We start from the raw sequence: 17806 nt of genomic DNA on the forward strand, positions 1-17806 counted from the left end.
ATGAGTGCATCACAAAACAAGAAGAAAACGCTGTCATTGGGTTTAGCGCTAATCCCAGTCATCTCCATGTTGTTATTGTTGATTATCGGTTACGGCATCATGGGGCTACGTATCGAACCGCTCCTTCTGTGCTCTGCGGCGGTAGCCGCAGGCATTGCATGGTGGCAAGGATACTGTTGGGAAGACATCATCAACTCAGTGGTGGATAAGCTGGCTAAAGCAATGCCGGTTATCATGATCCTGATCTGCGTGGGCGGTTTGATTGGCACCTGGATGTTTAGTGGCACCATTCCCTACATGGTGTACTGGGGGCTAAAACTCATAAGCCCGGAATATATTTTGATTGCAGCCTTCTTTTTAACCAGCGTGGTCTCCGTCTGTACCGGTACATCGTGGGGGTCCGCCGGGACGGTTGGCGTTGCGTTAATGGGGGTTGCCGCCGGGCTGGACGTGTCTCTTGCAGCAGCAGCTGGCGCCGTCGTTTCTGGCGCTTATTTCGGCGACAAAATCTCACCGTTGTCCGACTCGACTAACTTTGCCGCGATTGTCGCAGACACTACTCTGTTTGAGCATATTCAGCATTTACTTTGGACGACCCTGCCAAGTTTCCTGCTTGCCGCCGTGGTTTATCTTATCGCCGGACACAGTAATATGCTGGGCGAGGTGGCCACGCCGCAGCGCGTTACGGACATCATCCACTCGCTGGAGTCGCTATACCATTTTAATATTGTTCTTATTTTGCCGCCGGTGATCGTACTGTGGGGCGCAATTCGCAAGAAGCCTGTCATCCCATTAATGTTAAGCGCCTGCGTACTTGCCTTGTTCCTCGGCGTCATCATGCAGGGACTGAGCATCAAACAGGGACTGGACGCTTTCATTGATGGATTTGATATCGCCATGTTCCCACAAGGCGCAGAAGGTGTCGTGGCCGATGTTCCGCGCCTGCTAAACCGGGGCGGAATGTTCTCGATGATGGGAACAATACTGTTAGTTTTCTGCGCTTTTTCATTTGCCGGAGCGCTAACGTTAACCGGCGCGTTAACGATCATCATTAACCGACTGCTGACCATTATTCATAGCGTTGGTCAACTCATTGCCGCCACTATCGGCACCACAATTTTGGTCACAGGAGCGACCAGCGACGGTAAACTGGCATTGTTAGTTCCCGCCGAACTGTTTAAAGATGCCTATCGTCGTATGGGGCTGGATACTAAAAACCTTTCACGGACGATAGAAGATGCCGGTACCGTTATCGAACCTCTCCTGCCGTGGACCTCGGCTGGCGTCTACATGGCAACCACGCTGGGCGTTAGCACGCTTGATCTTCTGCCCTGGGCTATCCAGTGCTATGCGGCGATCTTCTTCGCATTAATTTATGGTTTTAGCGGAATTGGTATTGCCAGAACTGCCTCCGCTTCAGAAAAGTCGCCGCAAACGTCAGTGACGAAATAATAAGGAAACAAGATGGATTTTAACCAGATTATCAATCGCAACAATACTGGTTCGGTAAAGTGGGATTTTATTGAGCGTCACTTTGGCGATGGCGCAGGGAAACTGCTGCCGATGTGGGTTTCTGATTTCGATTTTGCCTGCCCGCCTGAGGTTCAGGCGGCATTGCATCAGCGAATCGAGCACGGCGTATTTGGCTATAGTGAACGTGATGAGGCCTATTTTAACGCCCTGCTTCACTGGTTTTCGTCACGCCACCAGCTCACGTTAAAACAGGAATGGGTATGCAGCGTGGAAGGCGTCGTACCAGGGTTGGCGCTCTTAGTGCAAATGTTGACGCATCCAGGCGACGGCGTAGTGGTACAGGGACCATACTATGGCTCCTTCGCCAAAATAATCACGCTTAATGGTAGAAAACTGCTGGAGAATCCCCTTAGCGAGTCGCCGGACGATGGCTACCAGATGGATTTTTGCCAACTGGAAAGGCTGTTTCGCCATGAGCGCCCTCCGCTGATGATTTTGTGTAATCCACATAATCCAACCGGGCGTTGCTGGTCGGCCAACGAGCTGGAGCAACTGCTTTTATTATGTGAAGCTTATGATGTCACTCTCATCTCGGATGAAATATGGGCCGATCTATTGCTGCCCGGCGAAACCTTTACCTCGGTACTGCATTTAGGGGAGCGCTGGCATAAACGGGTCATCTCCGCCACTGCGGCCAGCAAAACATTTGGCTTATCGTCGTTGCGAATTTCTAATTTTCTCATTCCCGATCCTACGCTTCGCCAGCGTTTTCTGTCTCGTCTGGACGCTCATGGGCTGGACGTCTTTAACGCCCTCTCCGTTCAGGCGGCGACTACCGCATGGAATGAAAGCAGACAGTGGCTGGATTCGCTACTGGATTACCTGGCGGAAAACCGCCGCTGGTTTGTTGAACAGGCGACAGAGCACCTTCCCTGGGCAAGAATTGTCCCGGCGCAGGGAACCTATTTATTATGGATGGATTGTAAAAAACTGGGACTGGATGACGAACAGCTAAAATGGGTAATGGCGGATGTCGCGGGTATTGCTCCTTCAATGGGCAGCGGCTTTGGCCCGGCGGGCAGCGGATTTATCCGTTTAAATCTGGGATGTCCACGTACCTACCTTGAAATGGCAATAGACGGCCTGAAGCGAATATCGGTGAAGACAATCAAAGGAATACCAACAGGCGGATGAATTTTTCGGGCGGTAAACTGACACCGGTGTTATTTCTGCGGCATGATATCGCCTGAGCGCCAGTAAAAAACCGGCCATCAAGGCCGGTTGGGTCCGGAGCGCGGTTTTACTATCAGGGGCGTCTGAATAACACGATACTGCGCCCGGCCAGATCGAAATCCATTTCTTCGGTAATCCGCATTCCCTGCTGCGCGTTATCGGCAGTCGTCAGTTCAAGTACCCAGCCGCCTTCTCCCCACATCGGAATACGGAACGGTACGCTGCCTTCAAACGGATTGAAAAGCAGTAAGGCGTCGTGCCAGATCCCCGCTTCCGGCTGAAGATCGGGTCGACTAATACATACGCCTATCGTCGATCCCTCATCCCATTGTTCGGATTGCTGCGCCCCTCCGCCGGCGTTAAACCAGCGGATCTCCAGACCGTCACGCCAGCTCTCCCGGCGCAGCAACGGTTGCGTGGCGCGCAGTTGAATCAGATGACGGGTAAACTCCCGTAGCGCATTGGCGGTTTCCGGCAAATTATCCCAGTGGACCCACGATATTTCACTGTCCTGACAGTAGCCATTGTTATTGCCCATCTGACTGCGGCCAAACTCATCGCCCGCTAATAACATCGGCGTGCCGTGCGAGAAAAGCAAGGTGGTCAGGAAATTACGTTTCTGTTGCTCGCGTATCGCATTGATGCCTTCGTCGTCGGTTGGCCCTTCTGCGCCATAGTTACAGGAGCGGTTATCATTATGCCCGTCATTATTATCTTCGCCATTGGCTTCATTATGCTTGTCGTTATAAGACACCAGATCGTTCAGCGTGAAGCCGTCATGGGCAGTAATAAAGTTAACGCTTGACCAGGGGCGACGGCCGCGCAAATCATAGAGATCGCCGGAACCCAGCAGGCGTGCAGCGAAATCATTTGTGACGTTGTCACCTTTCCAGTATTCGCGCACCGTATCGCGGTATTTATCATTCCATTCGCCCCACCCTGGTGGAAAACCGCCAACCTGATAGCCACCCGGTCCGATATCCCAGGGTTCGCCAATCAGTTTCAGTTTTGCCAGCACCGGGTCTTGCGTTACCGCATCAAAAAAGCCGCCTCTCTGATCAAAGCCTTCCGGCTCACGACCAAGAATGGTGCCCAAATCAAAACGAAAGCCGTCGACATGCATTGACTCCGCCCAATAGCGAAGCGAATCCATCACCATTTGCAGTACCCGTGGATGAGAGGTATTGACGGTATTACCTGTCCCTGTATCGTTAATGTAATAGCGATGCTGATCGGGCATGGTGCGATAGTAAGAGAAGTTATCGATACCTTTAAATGACAGCGTGGGACCAAGCTCATTCCCTTCTGCCGTATGGTTATAGACCACATCCAGTATCACTTCGATGCCGGCATCATGGAAAGCGCGCACCATATCGCGGAATCCCTGAATACCTTTTGGACCATAGTAGCGCGTCGCCGGTGCAAAAAAGCCCAGCGAGTTGTATCCCCAGAAATTTTTCAGTCCTTTATCGAGCAGATGCTGATCGTCCGGGAACCAGTGAACGGGTAAAAGCTCGACGGAGGTAATCCCCAGACTTTTAATGTAATCCACGCTGGCTTTATGCCCCATGCCCTCAAACGTACCGCGTAGAGGCTCAGGGATCGCGGAATTAAGCTGGGTAAAGCCTTTTACATGCGTTTCATAAATAATGGCGTTCGACCACGGTATGGAAGGCCGTTGTCTATCCTCCCAGTTAGCCTCAGCCGGATCAATCACCCGGCATTTAGGCGTAAATGGCGCGCTATCCTGGTCATCAAAGGTCAAATCTTTATCGTCATGAAGTAATTGATACGCGAAATGCGCATCGTTCCACTGAATATCGCCCACCAGCTCACGGGCATAAGGGTCAATAAGCAGCTTATTGGGGTTAAAACGATGACCATTTTCCGGGTCATAAGGACCGTAAACGCGGTACCCATACAGCGCGCCGGGCTGCAACTTCGGGACATAGCCGTGCCATATTTCGTCGGTATATTCCGGTAACTCCAGACGAGCGATTTCATGCTCCCCGCTCGGATCGTAAAGGCAAAGCTCGACGCGTTCCGCATGGGCGGAAAAAATAGCGAAATTCACGCCTTCGCCGTCATAATTTGCGCCAAGCGTATGGTTGTATCCTGATCTGATTTCAAAAGCCCTGTTTGTTGTCATTCTCTTTCTCCACCCACGGTAAACGTTGTCCTGTCACGGCACATCAACACATAAACTCAGTCGCTCATTAAAACCAGTACGCCGCCCTGATGTGAGGCCAACGACAGGTGTTCACCAGGCATTAACCTCTCCTGGGTAAGCACATTGCGATAACGATGCTGATTAAGCTGTCCGGGTATAATAATGTCGGTTCCTGCCCAGAAACCGCTATGCGATTGTGACAATAAGCCGTCACATTCGGCGAACACCAGTCGGGGCGCAACAACAATCAGCGCATCATCATGATTGACTCTGGCGTAAGCGATGACCTTGTCGGCACGCTGACCAACAGCCCGCAGCGGTATATAGTCGCCAAAACGGAAGAGCTCATGATTCTGCTGACGCAGACGCAGTAAGGCGGCGGTGGCATACTGATTCACCTGCCCGTTCAGCCAACTCTCTTCGCACGAGAAAACTCCCGGCGTTAGTTGGTCTAACTGCTGCGCCAGCGTGGCGAAATCCGGTTCGCGGCGGTTGTCGGGATCGACAAGGCTAAAATTCAACGCCTCGCTCCCCTGATAGATATCAGGTACTCCCGGCGCGGTTAATTTGATAACGGTCTGCGTCAGGCTGTTAACCAGCCCTGCGCGGATGAAGGGCTGCAAGGAACGATAAAAATCCTGCAAAAATGTCTGATTATCCGGCGCCAGTAAATAACGGGCGTAATCAAGCATTGCCGTTTCGTAAGCCTCATTACTGTCCACCCAATCGGTACGTAGCTTCGCTTCGCGTAGCGCTTTCTCCACAAAGGCTTCAAAGCGTGTTTTCAGCGCGTTTAAACCTGTTTCGTCCTGTGGTTGTAGCATCGGGGGCCAGACGCCGGTCAGCGCCTGATATAACATCCACGTATCCGCCGATTTTGGCGCAGTGCCATCATTCAAAAATTTGACATGGGTCTGGTTCATCTGCCGCCAGCGGACAAGGCATTCGCTCCACTGTTCCGGCGCTTCGGTAAGCGTATACAGGCGTGCTCGCGCATCCTCGCCTCGCTTGGTATCGTGGGTCGACGTACCGGATAGCGCATCAGGCTGTCGCGCCTGTCGGGTTTTCATCTCATGGTGAAAGCGTTCGATGGAGAAGTGATGCGTGACGGGCTCGGCGCCGACTTCATTTAACGCCAGTCCCATGTTTTGACGAAAGAAAAGCGTATCCTCTACCGATTTCGCCATCAGCGGACCGGTGAGTTGTTGGAACCGAACGCGAAACTGTGTCGCCTCCTCCTGGCTGGAGGTGGGAACATCGCCGGTAAGAAGACGGCTCAGAAATGTAAGCGCTTCTGGCTGCGGAGGATTTTCAAGCGTCTTTACCCGTTCCACAATACGGTGTAACAGGCAAATATCGGTCGGCGGTAGCCCTTCTGCCGTGCCGTAAGTGCGATATACGGGAAAGGCAATTAATAACTCGCGTAACGCCTGCCGAACGACGCTCTCTTCCTGTGCGATCTGTAGCTCGCTGGCAATCGACAGCGCAAGCGCGAGCAGCCGGGTAAATTCCCCCTCGAAATTGCGATCGACCATTAGCAATTTAGCCGCCCGTAATTCCGCCCGCATATCCACTGGCGCGCCTTTAACGGTCTCGTAAGCCTGGCGCAGATTGTCTATCTGCTCATCGTCAACCAGCACCTCCGCCAGCGAGGCGATGAATTCATAGCCTGTGGTGCCGGAAACCGGCCAGTCATCAGGAAGTTGCTCGCCTTTAGCGAGAATTTTTTCCACGGTGATATAGCACGCCGGCCCCACTTCCTGACGTAAACGCGCAAGATAGGCTTTCGGATCGGCAAGGCCGTCGATATGATCGATACGTAAACCGTCAACCGCCCCCGTTCTGACCAGCTCCAGAATCAGCCGATGTGTATCGTCGAAGACGGTTTTATCTTCCACCCGCATTCCTACCAGCCCTGTGACCTCAAAGAAACGCCGATATGAAAGCGAGCGAGCAGCATCGCGCCAGGACATTAATTTCCACGGCTGGCGCTCATGCAAATCAGCAATAGCGGCTTTATCGGTAAGCGCCAGTATTTCGGCCTCGCGCCCCTGCCATGTCGCCGGCGCAAGCGGATAATAGTTATCATAATAGGCGAACGCGGGTTTACCCGTAGCGGGATCGGGCTTGATCGCAATTTCTCCGTTTTCCAGCACGGCGTCAAACGTGTAGCCTAAAAAAGGCAGCGTCAGTCGGCGCGACCAGTCAATATCGAAATGGCGCGCGTAACGGCTCTCCTTGCCATATTCAAGCACGTCGCGCCACCAGGCGTTTTCTAGCGAGCTGGCCATGTGATTAGGCACAATATCGATGATCAATCCCAGACCTTGCGCTTTAAGTTCGGCCACCAGTCTTTCAAATCCTTCGCGCCCGCCAATAGAAGGCTCAATCTCATTCGCATCGGTGACATCATAACCATGCGTTGACGCTTTGGTGGCGGTAAAGATGGGTGAGGCATAAAGATGGCTGATACCCAGATTTTTAAGATAAGGCACCAGCGCCGCAGCGCGATCGAAGGTCATGCCATTGCGAAACTGAAGGCGATACGTTGCAGTTGGGATCATGATGCAGACTCTCCCTGGGCTAAGCGGACAATAAGAGAATGTTGGGAAAGCGACCCGGTGGATTCATTCGGCCAGGCGAAGAGAGTCTTACCCGGTAAATCGGGCAGTAATACCGTCGTGGCGCTAATATTCAGCGCCAGTGACAGTGTTCCTCCCGGAAAACGCCAGCTAACGGCAATAAACCCGGGCGCGGTTTGCAATACCGTTCCTGAGCTCTCACGGGCAGCGGACAACAGCGGTACGATATGCTTCTGGCGCAAAAGCAGTAGTTCGCGGGTAAACGCCAGCCACGCTTTACCCTCTTCACTGTGCTGTTGCTTCCAGTTAAGTTTTGAGCGTTGAAAGGTCTCTGGCGCATTCGGGTCCGGAACATTTTCCCCTGCATGATCGGCAAACTCTTTTGCGCGACCTTCACGAACGGCGCGGGCTAAATCCCCATGGAAATCGGTAAAAAAAAGAAAAGGACGGCTTTCGCCATACTCTTCGCCCATAAAAAGCAGCGGAATATGCGGTGAAAGCAGCAACGTGGCGAGCAATACTTTTGTTCGTTCAGCTCCCGCAAGGGTTATCAGTCTGTCGCCCTGGGCGCGGTTACCGACTTGATCGTGATTCTGAATAAAATCCACAAAGGCGACCGGGGTTTGTCCGGTACTTTTTACGCCGCGAGGTTCGCCGGTTTGTGGTGAAATTTCTCCCTGATAAGCGAATCCTTCGGCCAGCGCTCTTGCGAGGTGTTTTTCCGGGGCATCAGCAAAATCGTTGTAGTAGGCCTGGGTCTCTCCGGTTGCAAAAACGTGGACGGCATTATGGAAATCGTCATTCCATTCGGCGGTAAACAGCGGCGCATTGCCATCCTGATCTCGGGGATGCAGAGAAATAATATTGCGGCTATCTTCGGTGGTCAGATGAATGGGTCTGTCGGTAATGTCTTCCCGAATACGTTGTGCGATTTCAACCAGCACATGCTTTGCGCTACTGTCTTCAATCTGATCGATAGCGTCAAAGCGTAAGCCGTCGAGATGGTATTCTGTCAGCCAGTATAACGGCGCCTCGATGATATAGCGTCGCACGGCGTCGACATCATAGGCGATACCATTTCCCCACGGCGTCATGCGCTCTTTGTGGAAAAACGCCGGCGCCAATAGCGGTAAATAATTTCCCTCCGGGCCGAAATGGTTCAGCACAATATCCAGGACGACGGAAAGACCATACCCATGCGCGGCGTCAATAAACGCTTTGAAATCATCCGGCGTCCCATAGGCTGAATGCGGCGCGTAAAGCAGTACGCCGTCATAGCCCCAGCCGCGTTCGCCGCCAAATTGCGCAACGGGCATCACTTCAATAACGGTAACGCCGAGTTCAGCGAGATAAGGCAGCTTCGCTATTGCGGCGCGGAAGGTGCCTTCCGGAGTGAACGTGCCTGTATGCATCTCGTACACCACGGCCTGCTCCCAACGGCTACCTTTCCACCCGGTGTTGCGCCACGCGTAGCTGCCTGGATCAACCACATATGACGGACCGTTGACGTCAGTTTTTTGGGCGCGGGAAGCCGGATCGGGGACCACCATGCCATCGCTGAGTACAAAATTATACTCCGTACCTGGCGTCACCCCGGAGACGTCCAGCGTAAACCAGCCGTCACCGCTCGCCTGCATTTCCTGGTCTTTACCCGCAAGCCTGAGCATAACCTTTTGCTGACCGGTGGCCCAAAGACGAAAGCGGACAACATCAGCGGCGATATATTCAGCCCCCCAGCTTTTGCAAAAAATTTTTGAACTCATTTATCGCTCCGTTTAACCCATAACCTCTACAGCATCCGAAGAACAAGCATAGACTATGGGGCTAATCTTTACGTGACACTGTCACTTAACAGGCGTTCTTTTTCGTATCTGCGTGTAAAAGCGTGGAATTATTGTCGGGATTGCTCAGATGTACCGAAGTGCGCGGTATCGCCTCGCCCGTGTTCGCCAGCGCCCTGAACACGCTGTAGCTGGATAACCTCTCCCTGCTCCCAGGCGTTAGCCCCCTTGATAACGGGATGTTCAGGCAGATCCTGCCGCTCGCGTTTAATGGCCTGGGTATCAATTCCCAGACGGCGATCCCGATCGGCCAGCAGCGCGGGGTCAAGCTGCCCGTCGCCAGTAAAGCCCATCATCAGCGCAGGGATACCCATTGGCAGGGTTTTATCCCGGTCGGTATGCCAGGTGTGCCAGGTCTTGCCATAGGTATTAACAATCTTACTCATCAACGCCTTATCAGCGACCTGCGGTAAGCCAGGCGCCACCAGGCTACCGGATTTCACCTCGTACTGGTGGCTGTGCCACAGTTTTTTCTCCTCGGGAGGAAGCGTTTTAAATAAACGTTCGCTGATAATGTACTCCACCCCCATCAGGCGCGCGTTTTTCGTATTGCCGTCGTAAATCACCGCCTGCATGACATCTTCGTTCAGGACGGTAACGTAATGGTGCGCTTCCATCTGTCCGTTTTTATCACCGCTATAAAAATGGAACCCGTCAAGGTAGGTACTGATGGCATCGACAGGTGGTCTGGATTGAATAGCCGCCGCGCCTGTTTCCAGGGTACGTAATTTGGCAGATGTTTTTTCCCCGGGAATAGGCGTTTGCGACGGCGTATTATTGGCGCCACATCCGGCCAGAAAAGGAATGATAAAGAGTGCCAGCGGTAAAATTTTCATTAGGTCTCCATATAGTGAAAGGGCTCTAATGAAAATAGTGCAATACCACGTGATTGGTAGAAGAAATGGAAGATGTTATTTGTGACGGTGTCACAAATAGTAAAACCCGACACACAGGCCGGGTTTTGATATCAGTTTACTCTTATTTTGAGAGTTCTTTCTTGATTTCGTCTTTTATTTTGCTTAATTCACTCTGCGGGTTTTTCTTACAAAGCTCAACGGCTAGCGGCACTGCTGTCGTCTCAGTTTCCTGGAAATCAACGTAGTCCCCGCCTTTAAAATCTTCATCTTCATTCAGCACCCAGAAAGCGACTGGCGCCATCGTCTGCGGATTGAGGTCAACAAACTCCTGGCAGCTCATACCTTTAGGCGTAACGTTTGTTTTAGTAGTATCTGTTGCCGCATTCACGCTAACACTGGTTACCAGCGCTGCCACGATAATACCTGCTGTAGCAAGGGAGAATTTATTCATTGTTGTTGCTCCAATAATTATATAAATAACCTCTACATCTGCGCGTTAACCCGTTAATGTAGAACGCAGAAAATAATACCCCTCCTCTCTCAGGAATAAAGATCACCCTCCGTGATATGGCTATTATTGATATTTACGTTGACTGATTTTGATGTTTGATGAATAAAGCAACATGGCGAGCAGATTTTAGGGCGAAAAAGTAGACCACGACAATAGCAAATGACGTGGTATGCACTACGTTGAGCTGATGAAAGAGAACTTCGCTCTGACATGCTGTCGCAATCGCGCCAGCCAGACACAAACGGTGGGCAGAACAAACATCGTAAACAGATTGCCTGTCAGCATTCCGGAGGCAACCACCAGCCCTGGCCAAAACGGCTTTCAGCGTCTACGCCGCTGGCGAACCCTATCAGGGCTAAACCAACCACTATTGCCCCGGTAGTCATCAGCACCGGGCGCAATCGGATCTACAATACAATTTCATAGCATTTACAGATAGTCGGACAATTTCAGGTTTCCGTAATCATAAAAAACACCTTTCGTACACAATCTGTATACTTCCAGTAGATTTATTGTTATTTAGCACTATAACTGCAAACAGTTGAATCCAAAGGGTAATAATTCAGGCATTATTGGAAGGGTAATTTACATTATTAAGATAAATAAATGCTTATCGGTGAAGTGAGCGACGTTTAAGTTTTGTTGTAACCACGGCTTTATACTTTTTACGAGTGCTATTTTTTTTGGCTAATTAAAAGGTAAAGTTAATGAAACTATCCGTAACATTGGCGTTTTTCGGTTACATGATGGCATCCAGTTTAGCACAAGCTAGCGATATCAATATGTGGCGTGAACCCAAACCTGTTGTGAAAGAGGGTAAATATTACAGCTTAATCATGGATCGTGGCGAGTTGCAGAAAGCAGTAAAAAGCAGCAATAACAACTATCTCTTTTCCGAAAAAGGTGCAGGAGTGAAACCGCTGGTATTGATCGGCTCTCCGGTAGAGATTAGCGAATTTATGTTGCAAAATAAAACTCGCAGTATTGAAAACCACATTAAAGGTCTACCTGACATTTATATGGGAGTGACAAAATATAAACCCAAACAACGTTTTACCGGATTATTTCCGCTGCAGGATATATTGACTCAAACTGTTGATCAGGTATCGAAATTTGTGCCCGGTACCGATATCACCGATGCGGTGGGAATCCCCGCCGACCTAAAAGCATTACAGCAAGCTATTTTGGCTATGAAGCCAAAAGATAAAACCAGCAACAATATACTGTACGTCAAATTTAGCTACTTACCGGAAGATGGGATGGTGAAAGTAGGAAGCAAAACAGTTTCTTTTGGTCGTATTCTGGAGAAAATGCAGCAGAGTAATCGTACCCTGCGTAGATAAGCAGGAAGCTGGCAGTATTTCCAGCTTCTGGAATGTTAACTTAAGCTACAAAAGCTGTCTGGAGGTAATAGGTAGAAATAAGTTATAAAACAATAGCTTAATTGCAATTTATATATTTAAAGAGGCAAATGATCATGACCGGAATATTTGCAGAACAAACTGTAGAGGTAGTTAAAAGCGCGATCGAAACCGCAGATGGGGCATTAGATCTTTATAACAAATACCTCGACCAGGTCATCCCCTGGAAGACCTTTGATGAAACCATAAAAGAGTTAAGCCGTTTTAAACAGGAGTACTCGCAGGCAGCTTCTGTTTTAGTTGGTGATATTAAAGTTTTGCTTATGGACAGCCAGGACAAGTATTTTGAAGCGACACAAACTGTTTATGAATGGTGTGGTGTCGTGACGCAATTACTCTCAGCGTATATTTTACTATTTGATGAATATAATGAGAAAAAAGCATCAGCCCAGAAAGATATTCTCATCAGGATATTAGATGATGGCGTCAATAAACTGAATGAAGCGCAAAAATCTCTCCTGGCAAGTTCACAAAGTTTCAACAACGCTTCCGGAAAACTGCTGGCATTAGATAGCCAGTTAACCAATGATTTCTCGGAAAAAAGTAGTTATTTCCAGTCACAGGTGGATAGAATTCGTAAGGAAGCTTATGCCGGTGCTGCTGCAGGTATAGTCGCCGGTCCATTTGGATTAATTATTTCCTATTCTATTGCTGCGGGCGTGATTGAAGGGAAATTGATTCCAGAATTGAATAACAGGCTAAAAGCAGTGCAAAATTTCTTTACTAGCTTATCGGCTACAGTGAAACAAGCGAATAAAGATATCGATGCGGCAAAATTGAAATTAGCCACTGAAATAGCAGCAATTGGGGAGATAAAAACGGAAACCGAAACAACCAGATTCTACGTTGATTATGATGATTTAATGCTTTCTTTACTAAAAGGAGCTGCAAAGAAAATGATTAACACCTGTAATGAATACCAACAAAGACACGGTAAGAAGACGCTTCTCGAGGTTCCTGACGTCTGATACTTTTTCATTCGCTCCGTGTACTTTTAACGCCCGATAGCGTGAAGAAAATGAGAGAGGGAGAAAAAGCGATATTCAACAGCCCGATAAACAAGAGTCGTTACCGGGCTGGCGGAGTTATCAGGCGTTAAGCTGGTAGTCGAGGGTGATTTCCGCATTCAGAACCTGCGATACCGGGCACCCGGCTTTTGCTTTCTGGATGATTTGATCGAAAGTTGAAGCATCAATATCTGCTACCGCGACTTTGCTTTGTAGCGCAATTTTGGTAATGGCGAAGCCCGCCTCCACCTTATCAAGCGATACGTCAGCGGTGGTGTCAATGGATGTCGGCGTAAATCCAGCCTCTCCCAGCATGAGTGATAGTGCCATGGAGAAACAGGCCGCATGTGCGGCGCCAATTAACTCTTCCGGGTTGGTCCCCTGCGCGCCTTCGAACCGGGTATTGAATCCATACGGTTGTTGATTAAGCACGCCGCTTTCTGTTGATACGGTACCTTTACCCCGTTTGATGTCGCCTTCCCAGTGTGCCTGACCTTTCTTATGGATTGTCATTTTTGCTCTCCTGTTGGCTCAAAAAATAAAGTATAGACCATGCTGCTAATCTGCGTTGTCCATGCCGATGGATGTAGCATGTTGTCAATTACCCGCACTTCAGATATAGAAAATAGTTGTATGCTTTTTCAGTGATGGATATTAAATCAACAGGCCTCCCTTTCTTTAAAGAATATATCCCTCCTTTTATCCTTACGTTTTCTTCCGGAAGCGTATTCCACTATGTATATTTTTATTCAAATTAAGATTTGTCTTATCTCATTGTAATAAAAGATAAAAATCGCAATAACTAGCCTTTTAAATGTATATTAATTGACCACTATTTGTATGAGGATATGTAATTGGCAAACGTAATATATTTTCTTCTGGGGTAAACAATTAGAGTTCCGCCTTGCGTTAAAATAACTCCAGGACTAATCTTAACCACAGCCGCAAAAATATTTGCCATGCTGAATACGAATTAATTTTCTGCGAGCCGTACTAAATAAATACATGTTCACGGAGGCATTATATGTTTACTTATCACTCAGCAAATACCTCAGCAGCACAACCGGCCCTGGTCAACGCGATTGAACAAGGATTACGCGCGGAGTTAGGCGTTGTCACTGAAGATGATATTTTAATGGAGCTGACCAAATGGGTTGAGGCTTCCGACAATGACATCCTCAGTGACATCTACCAGCAGACCATCAACTATGTGGTAAGCGGGCAGCACCCTACTCTGTAAAACCTGCTATGCTGTATCGGCAACCTTAGGGGTTACGTTTCTTTCGCGTAAGCGAATTTGTCCTTAAAACTAGCAACAGGATTGAGGAGTTAACATGAAATCGAACCGTCAAGCTCGTCATATACTTGGACTGGATTACAGAATTTCCAACCAGCGTAAGGTTGTTACTGAAGGCGACACCAGCAGCGTGGTGAATAACCCAACCGGCAGAAAGCGCCGCGCCGATAGCCAAAAGTAATCGTACAGTCCTGAAATGACGTTAAACACCATTGCATCTGCAATGGTGTTTTTGTTTATAGGAATGACCTTAACGTCTCACAATGCTTTATACTCAGGGTCGGTTCCCTGGTGGAAGGCAATATATGATGATAAACGACGGTGCCAGGGACAGTTATTCGAAAAAGAGTGAGTAACATGGAAACTACAACCAAGAAAGCACGTTCCCTTTATATCCCTTACGCTGGCCCTGTATTGCTGGAATTCCCCCTGTTAAACAAAGGCAGCGCTTTTAGCGTAGAAGAGCGCCGCAACTTCAATTTGTCAGGGCTGCTGCCGGAGGTCGTCGAGTCGATTGAAGAACAGGCCGAACGCGCCTGGCTCCAGTATCAGGGGTTTAAAACAGAAATCGATAAGCATATTTACCTGCGTAACATCCAGGATACCAACGAAACGCTCTTTTATCGACTGGTGCAAAACCATCTTGAAGAGATGATGCCGGTTATCTATACCCCGACCGTGGGCGCGGCCTGTGAGCGCTTCTCTGAGATTTATCGCCGGGCGCGCGGCGTATTTATCTCTTATCCGAACCGTCACAATATGGACGACATTTTGCAGAATGTGCCTAACCACAACATTAAAGTTATTGTGGTGACGGATGGCGAGCGGATTCTGGGGCTTGGCGATCAGGGCATCGGCGGGATGGGGATCCCTATCGGTAAGCTGTCATTATACACCGCCTGCGGCGGCATTAGTCCGGCCTATACCCTTCCCGTTGTGCTGGATGTCGGCACCAACAATCAACAGTTACTCAACGATCCGCTTTACATGGGCTGGCGTCATCCGCGCATTACCGACGATGAGTATTATGCGTTTGTCGACGAGTTTATTCAGGCCGTTAAGCAGCGCTGGCCAGATATCCTGCTACAGTTCGAAGATTTCGCGCAGAAAAACGCAATGCCGCTGTTGACGCGCTATCGTGATGAGATTTGCTCCTTTAACGATGATATTCAGGGCACCGCAGCCGTGACCGTCGGTACGTTGATCGCCGCCAGCCGCGCTGCCGGCAGTCAGCTTAGCGAGCAGAAAATCGTTTTCCTCGGCGCGGGTTCCGCCGGATGTGGAATTGCTGAACAGATCATCGCGCAGACTCAGCGTGAAGGTTTAAGCGAAGATGCCGCTCGACAGAACGTTTTTATGGTCGATCGCTTCGGCCTGTTGACGGACCGGATGCCTAATTTATTGCCGTTCCAGGCAAAACTGGTGCAGAAATGCGACAATCTCCAGCACTGGGATACCGAAAATGACGTGCTGTCGCTGCTGGATGTGGTGCGTAACGTGAAGCCGGATATTCTGATCGGGGTTTCCGGCCAGACCGGGCTCTTTACTGAAGAGATCATCCGCGAGATGCATAAGCATTGCCCTCGCCCAATCGTCATGCCGCTCTCTAATCCCACCTCTCGCGTGGAGGCCACGCCACAGGACATTATCGCCTGGACGGAAGGCAACGCGCTGGTGGCAACCGGCAGCCCATTCTCGCCGGTCATCTGGAAAGATAAGATTTATCCGATCGCACAATGTAATAACGCCTATATTTTCCCCGGCATCGGTCTGGGGGTTATCGCTTCCGGCGCATCGCGCATTACTGATGAAATGCTGATGTCAGCCAGTGAGACGCTGGCGAAACATTCTCCGCTGGTCAATAACGGCGAAGGATTAGTGTTGCCAGCGCTTAAAGATATCCAGGTCGTGTCGCGCGCTATCGCTTTTGCCGTAGGCAAAATGGCGCAGCAACAAGGTGTAGCGGTGAAAACCTCTGCGGAAGCGCTGCAACAGGCGATTGACGATAACTTCTGGAAACCGGAATACCGCGACTACCGTCGGACTTCCATTTAATACGTACCCGGCGGTGAATGCCGCCGGATATCACTTCTTCTTTAGTTTTGGCGAGTCTGTCGACACACCTGAATTCCTTTCCCTGCTTATTTGTCAAGCTACTAATATTAGCCACCTTTATGTATTGAACGGGGATTTATCAGGATAATCCTGGCTAAACTATTACATTGTATTTCTGCCGCCTTGCATAACTCATCAGAAATATTAATCCTAAAGAGGTAATAGCACCTTACCTGCTATTACCTGCTATGCAGTTCACTATTAATAAAAGGAGAAGGTTATGAAAGCTGCTGTTGTCACACAAGATCATCAGGTTGATGTTACTGAGAAAACGCTGCGTCCCCTTCGCCACGGTGAAGCTTTGCTAAAAATGGAGTGCTGCGGCGTATGCCATACCGATCTACACGTGAAAAACGGAGATTTCGGTGACAAAACCGGCGTCATTCTGGGACACGAAGGCATTGGCGTCGTGGCGGAAGTCGGTCCTGGTGTCACCTCGCTGAAACCCGGCGATCGCGCGAGTGTCGCGTGGTTTTATGAAGGATGCGGACACTGTGAGTATTGCAATACGGGCAATGAAACCTTATGCCGCAACGTGAAAAATGCCGGTTACACGGTAGATGGCGGCATGGCCGAAGAGTGTATTGTCGTCGCGGATTATGCGGTGAAAGTACCGGAAGGTCTGGACTCTGCGGCGGCAAGTAGTATTACCTGCGCGGGCGTTACCACGTATAAAGCGGTGAAGATTTCTCATATTAAACCTGGCCAGTGGATTGCCATCTACGGTCTGGGCGGTCTGGGTAATCTGGCCTTGCAGTACGCGAAAAACGTTTTCAATGCGAAAGTGATCGCCATTGATGTCAATGATGGACAGCTGAAACTGGCCGAGGAAATGGGCGCAGATCTGACCATTAATTCACGTACGGAAGATGCGGCTAAAATTGTGCAGGAAAAAACCGGTGGCGCGCACGCAGCGGTGGTTACCGCGGTCGCTAAGGCGGCGTTTAATTCCGCAGTAGATGCCGTTCGCGCCGGAGGCCGCGTGGTGGCAGTCGGACTGCCGCCAGAAGCCATGAACCTTGATATCCCTCGCCTGGTGCTGGATGGCATTCAGGTTGTCGGTTCGTTGGTGGGGACACGCCAGGATCTGACCGAAGCCTTCCAGTTCGCGGCGGAAGGAAAAGTCGTGCCAAAAGTCGCTTTACGCCCGCTTGAAGATATCAACGCTATTTTTAAAGAGATGGAACAGGGACAAATTCGTGGCCGTATGGTCATCGATTTCCGTCGTTAAACGATTTGCTGCGGTCGTCTGAGTAGGTTTGATAACAGGCCGCAGATGAAAACAAGGCGCTACCAGGA

The 17806-nt window shown here is 49.9% G+C and carries 14 protein-coding genes and 1 pseudogene; 8 read left to right on the forward strand and 7 right to left on the reverse strand.

Annotation, left to right across the window (positions count from 1 at the left end; all coding sequences use genetic code 11):
- Entirely contained in the window at positions 1-1452 is a 1452-nt protein-coding gene (nhaC, locus tag NA389_RS00325) for a Na+/H+ antiporter NhaC (RefSeq protein ID WP_001276632.1), read from the forward strand.
- A 12-nt stretch (positions 1453-1464) separates the two neighbouring features.
- On the forward strand, positions 1465-2667 hold the full coding sequence (locus tag NA389_RS00330) for a MalY/PatB family protein (protein WP_000347156.1): 1203 nt from the start codon (positions 1465-1467) through the stop codon (positions 2665-2667).
- A gap of 112 nt (positions 2668-2779) precedes the next feature.
- On the opposite strand, the gene glgX is transcribed toward NA389_RS00330, so the two are convergent.
- The 6 genes and pseudogenes from glgX to NA389_RS00360 all read right to left on the reverse strand — a co-directional run.
- Entirely contained in the window at positions 2780-4855 is a 2076-nt protein-coding gene (glgX, locus tag NA389_RS00335) for a glycogen debranching protein GlgX (RefSeq protein WP_000210582.1), read from the reverse strand.
- Between the two features lie 56 nt (positions 4856-4911).
- On the reverse strand, positions 4912-7440 hold the full coding sequence (gene treY / locus NA389_RS00340; protein ID WP_000613165.1) for a malto-oligosyltrehalose synthase: 2529 nt from the start codon (positions 7438-7440) through the stop codon (positions 4912-4914).
- Complete coding sequence (gene treZ / locus NA389_RS00345; RefSeq protein WP_000095559.1) at positions 7437-9221, reverse strand: malto-oligosyltrehalose trehalohydrolase; 1785 nt, start codon at positions 9219-9221, stop codon at positions 7437-7439. The genes treY and treZ overlap by 4 nt, the downstream gene beginning before the upstream one ends.
- Positions 9222-9349: 128 nt before the next feature.
- Entirely contained in the window at positions 9350-10135 is a 786-nt protein-coding gene (locus NA389_RS00350) for an OBAP family protein (protein ID WP_000698611.1), read from the reverse strand.
- 142 nt (positions 10136-10277) lie between these two features.
- Positions 10278-10607, reverse strand: a complete 330-nt coding sequence (gene hdeB / locus NA389_RS00355; RefSeq protein WP_001032161.1) for an acid-activated periplasmic chaperone HdeB — start codon at positions 10605-10607, stop codon at positions 10278-10280.
- Between the two features lie 234 nt (positions 10608-10841).
- A pseudogene (locus NA389_RS00360) lies at positions 10842-11074 on the reverse strand (efflux RND transporter permease subunit); the annotation flags it as partial.
- Between the two features lie 300 nt (positions 11075-11374).
- On the opposite strand from NA389_RS00360, the gene NA389_RS00365 reads away from it, so the two are divergent.
- The gene (locus NA389_RS00365) at positions 11375-12010 is read left to right on the forward strand and encodes a hypothetical protein (RefSeq protein ID WP_000778346.1); all 636 of its coding nucleotides are present in this window, start codon (positions 11375-11377) and stop codon (positions 12008-12010) included.
- Positions 12011-12144: 134 nt separating this feature from the next.
- On the forward strand, positions 12145-13056 hold the full coding sequence (gene hlyE, locus NA389_RS00370; protein WP_001545517.1) for a hemolysin HlyE: 912 nt from the start codon (positions 12145-12147) through the stop codon (positions 13054-13056).
- Positions 13057-13176: 120 nt separating this feature from the next.
- Here hlyE and NA389_RS00375 read toward each other — a convergent pair whose 3' ends face one another.
- On the reverse strand, positions 13177-13608 hold the full coding sequence (locus NA389_RS00375) for an OsmC family protein (RefSeq protein ID WP_000152297.1): 432 nt from the start codon (positions 13606-13608) through the stop codon (positions 13177-13179).
- A gap of 511 nt (positions 13609-14119) precedes the next feature.
- Between NA389_RS00375 and bdm the strand changes: the two genes are divergently transcribed.
- The 4 genes from bdm to adhP all read left to right on the forward strand — a co-directional run bounded on the left by bdm (position 14120) and on the right by adhP (position 17738).
- Entirely contained in the window at positions 14120-14335 is a 216-nt protein-coding gene (gene bdm / locus NA389_RS00380; RefSeq protein WP_000495700.1) for a biofilm-dependent modulation protein, read from the forward strand.
- Between the two features lie 94 nt (positions 14336-14429).
- On the forward strand, positions 14430-14573 hold the full coding sequence (gene sra / locus NA389_RS00385) for a stationary-phase-induced ribosome-associated protein (RefSeq protein WP_000841559.1): 144 nt from the start codon (positions 14430-14432) through the stop codon (positions 14571-14573).
- 176 nt (positions 14574-14749) lie between these two features.
- A complete protein-coding gene (locus tag NA389_RS00390) occupies positions 14750-16447 on the forward strand; it encodes an NAD-dependent malic enzyme (RefSeq protein WP_000450509.1) in 1698 nt (565 codons plus the stop codon).
- 280 nt (positions 16448-16727) lie between these two features.
- Complete coding sequence (gene adhP / locus NA389_RS00395) at positions 16728-17738, forward strand: alcohol dehydrogenase AdhP (protein WP_000642446.1); 1011 nt, start codon at positions 16728-16730, stop codon at positions 17736-17738.
- Positions 17739-17806: the final 68 nt, after the last annotated feature.

The organism is Salmonella sp. NW645, assembly GCF_051703725.1.
In the GTDB taxonomy this organism is placed as follows: Bacteria; Pseudomonadota; Gammaproteobacteria; order Enterobacterales; family Enterobacteriaceae; genus Salmonella; species Salmonella enterica.